At 44.3% G+C, this 2,709-nt stretch carries 2 protein-coding genes; both read right to left on the bottom strand.

Annotated features, from left to right (window positions below; translation table 11 throughout):
- Positions 1 to 106: 106 nt before the first annotated feature.
- Positions 107 to 847 carry an IS21-like element helper ATPase IstB gene (istB, locus tag P2W73_RS26235; RefSeq protein ID WP_276505075.1) on the bottom strand — a complete coding sequence of 247 codons (741 nt, stop codon included), beginning with the start codon at positions 845 to 847 and terminating at the stop codon, positions 107 to 109.
- Between the two features lie 24 nt (positions 848 to 871).
- The gene (gene istA, locus P2W73_RS26230) at positions 872 to 2,407 is read right to left on the bottom strand and encodes an IS21 family transposase (protein ID WP_276505074.1); all 1,536 of its coding nucleotides are present in this window, start codon (positions 2,405 to 2,407) and stop codon (positions 872 to 874) included.
- Between the last annotated feature and the right edge of the window lie 302 nt (positions 2,408 to 2,709).

Here is a 2,709-nt window from a genome sequence, read left to right as displayed (position 1 = left end):
TGTAGATTCTTGCCATGTTGACCCAGGATTCCTGCATGTTGACCCACCCTGGTTGTCGGCAATAAGAGTAAGAGCTTGATGTGGGTTTAAAAATACTAATAAAGAGCTATTGACTGGTTTTGGATTTTTTTCTTCTTAATGATTCTCCCTTTAATTCTATGCGGATTCCATTAGCTGTCATTCTGTCCATGATGGCATCGGCCAGCGTTGGGTCGTTTATATATTCATACCATTTGGATACGGGTAGTTGAGAGGTGATAATAATACTTTTCTTTCCATAGCGGTCTTCGAGTAATTGTAAAAGGGTAAGGCGGATCTCCTGTGTCAAAGATTGCAATCCAAAGTCGTCAAGGATGATGAGTGTTTGTCGTTCCAGGTGATTAAGCAGTTTAATGTACGAGCCGTCGAGTTTGGATAGAGTTACTCTTTCAATAAGCCGATTCATGTTGAGATAAGCGGTCTTGTAGCCCTGAAGGCAGGCCTGGTGACCCAGAGCGCAGGCGAGAAAACTTTTACCACAACCCGTGGCACCGGTAATTAAAATATTTTCTCCCTGCTCAAGGTAACGGCCTTCTGCAAGTGTAGCAAGTTGTTGTTTAGTAAGATTGCGCGAAGCGCTACACTCAATCTGATCTACAGTGGCTGGCAATCGGAGTTTGGCGAGCTTCAGATAATAAGCTGTCTTTTCATTAGCCCGGTTAAGTTCTTCTGACTGCAACAGGTGAGCGATGAGGTCATGTCCTTCGAGTTGCTGATCCATGGGTAGCTCCAGTTGCGAGCGATAAGCATGATACATACCCTGCAGGCGAAGCTGCTGCATTTGCTCTAATGTTTGTGTTGTGTTCATGTGTTTGGTATTTGTTTTTAATGTTTATTGATAATGATCTTTCCCCCTGATATTATCATGATCAGGCAGTGGTGGTGCAATGGGCATAGATAGCTGTGCATCGAGTCCACGTTCAAGAATATTTTTTATCATCGTATAGTTGACCCGTGATCCCTGCAAGGCCCGGCTACAGGCTGCTTCCAGGCGGGCAATGGTATATTTTTTCTGAAGCATCAGCATACCAAAGCAGGCTTTATAGTTTTGTTCTATATAGATGCTGTTTTCCAGCATCAGCGTAGCCGCTTGTAAAGTAGCGGGTCCGATACGGGAAGCCTGCATAAGGAGATCATCCTTGTTCCAACCCTTTATCTGTTGCATACGCTGATGATGTGGCGGCATGTGTTCAGCCAGTGTGGTGTAGGCTTTATTGATATTTTTACGCACATGAACAGCAATACGGGCAAAACCAAAATATACTTCAACGACTCCCGCATCATAAAGCACCTTTACTTTTTTACCGACATACTGGTAAGGAACACTGAAGTAACGGTGATCTTCGGTAAGCTGGACATGGTAATTACGCTGCACCGTAAGCGTCACTACTTTTTTAGCGCTATAAGGTTCTGATGGCAGAGCTTTAAGCAATGATCGTTCCTGCTGCTGAAAAAAATACCAGCGGCTATAGGGAGTATTTTTATAGGGCTTATTATTCAGCAATACCAGTTGTTCCTGCATCGCTGCATTAAGCGCTGACAGGCTGGTAAAGTCACGATTACGTAAAGGCCCATAGATATGATTGTACACAATGTTAACGGCCCGTTCCACCATTGCTTTGTCACGCGGACTATACGGACGGGTAGCAGTGAAAGTGGTGCCATAGTGTTCACTGAGCTGGTTACAGATATCGGTAAACTGTGGTTCATAACGATCGACGCGTTTAACAGCCGTCTTTAAATTATCACAAACAATGGTAGCAGGTACGCCCCCATAAAACTTCAGCATAGCGTTAATCGAGTGCGTGAAGTCGCTTGTTTGCTGCGAGTGTACAGCCTGGCAAAAAATAAGACCGCTAAACGGCAGAATAGCGACAAACACTTCACAGGGGATCTGCTCACCGCTAGAAGGATCAATGTAGTGTTGTTTTTTACCAGCAAAATCAATCATGATCATGTCTGAAGCCTGATATTCCAGGTGCATCGACAGATCACGATTTTTCAGATACTGAGTTAAATGGTGACAATACCGGCTGTAACTATAGCCATCAGGATGCTGAGACAGGTATTCCTGCCATAGCAACTGCCGCGTAACACCGGTCTTTGACAGTTCAGCCCCTGCAGTGTTAAAATGATTGGTTACTTGCCTGAGACGCTCTGCTTCCAGTTCTAACAGATCATTGTTGTAGACTTTATCAGCCAATTCGCTGTCAGAAGTGCTTTCACTTACTTTAAACCGCAAAAGATATTTGCGAACACTATTGCGGCTGATACCAACGCGTCGGGCAATCTCCCGGATAGAAATACCATCGCTTTGTAGTTGAATCACCTGTTTTAATTGTTCCATTGCTATCGGTTTTTGTGCCATGCTCCTTATTTTTTTCAGGAGCAAATGACTCACAAAAGCCATTACTCATTGCCGTATCAGGGTGGGTCAACATGCAAGAATATTGCTTGTATAAAACCGCAATGTCTTTTTAACGGGTGGGTCAACATGCAGGAATGTCAGGTATTAATTCCAGGAACTCTCGCAAGTGGGGTGGGTCAACATGCAAGAATATCACCTGCATAAAAACGCAAAACCTCTTTTCCCCCAGCGTGGGTCAACATGCAGGAACAGTGGGTCAACATAAACAGGAATGGAGGGTCAACATGCTCAGGAATCTACAG

The sequence above is a fragment of the Terrimonas pollutisoli genome (assembly GCF_029360765.1).
GTDB classification, from domain to species: domain Bacteria; phylum Bacteroidota; class Bacteroidia; order Chitinophagales; family Chitinophagaceae; genus Terrimonas_B; species Terrimonas_B pollutisoli.
The sequence above is the reverse complement of the archived record's forward strand: the minus strand, read 5'-3'. Positions and strand labels throughout refer to the sequence as shown.

Excerpts from the sequence above, each read along its gene's own strand:
- istB (WP_276505075.1), bottom strand. The coding sequence starts at position 847 with ATGAACACAACACAAACATTAGAGCAAATGCAGCAGCTTCGCCTGCAG.
- istA (WP_276505074.1), bottom strand. The coding sequence starts at position 2,407 with ATGGCACAAAAACCGATAGCAATGGAACAATTAAAACAGGTGATTCAA.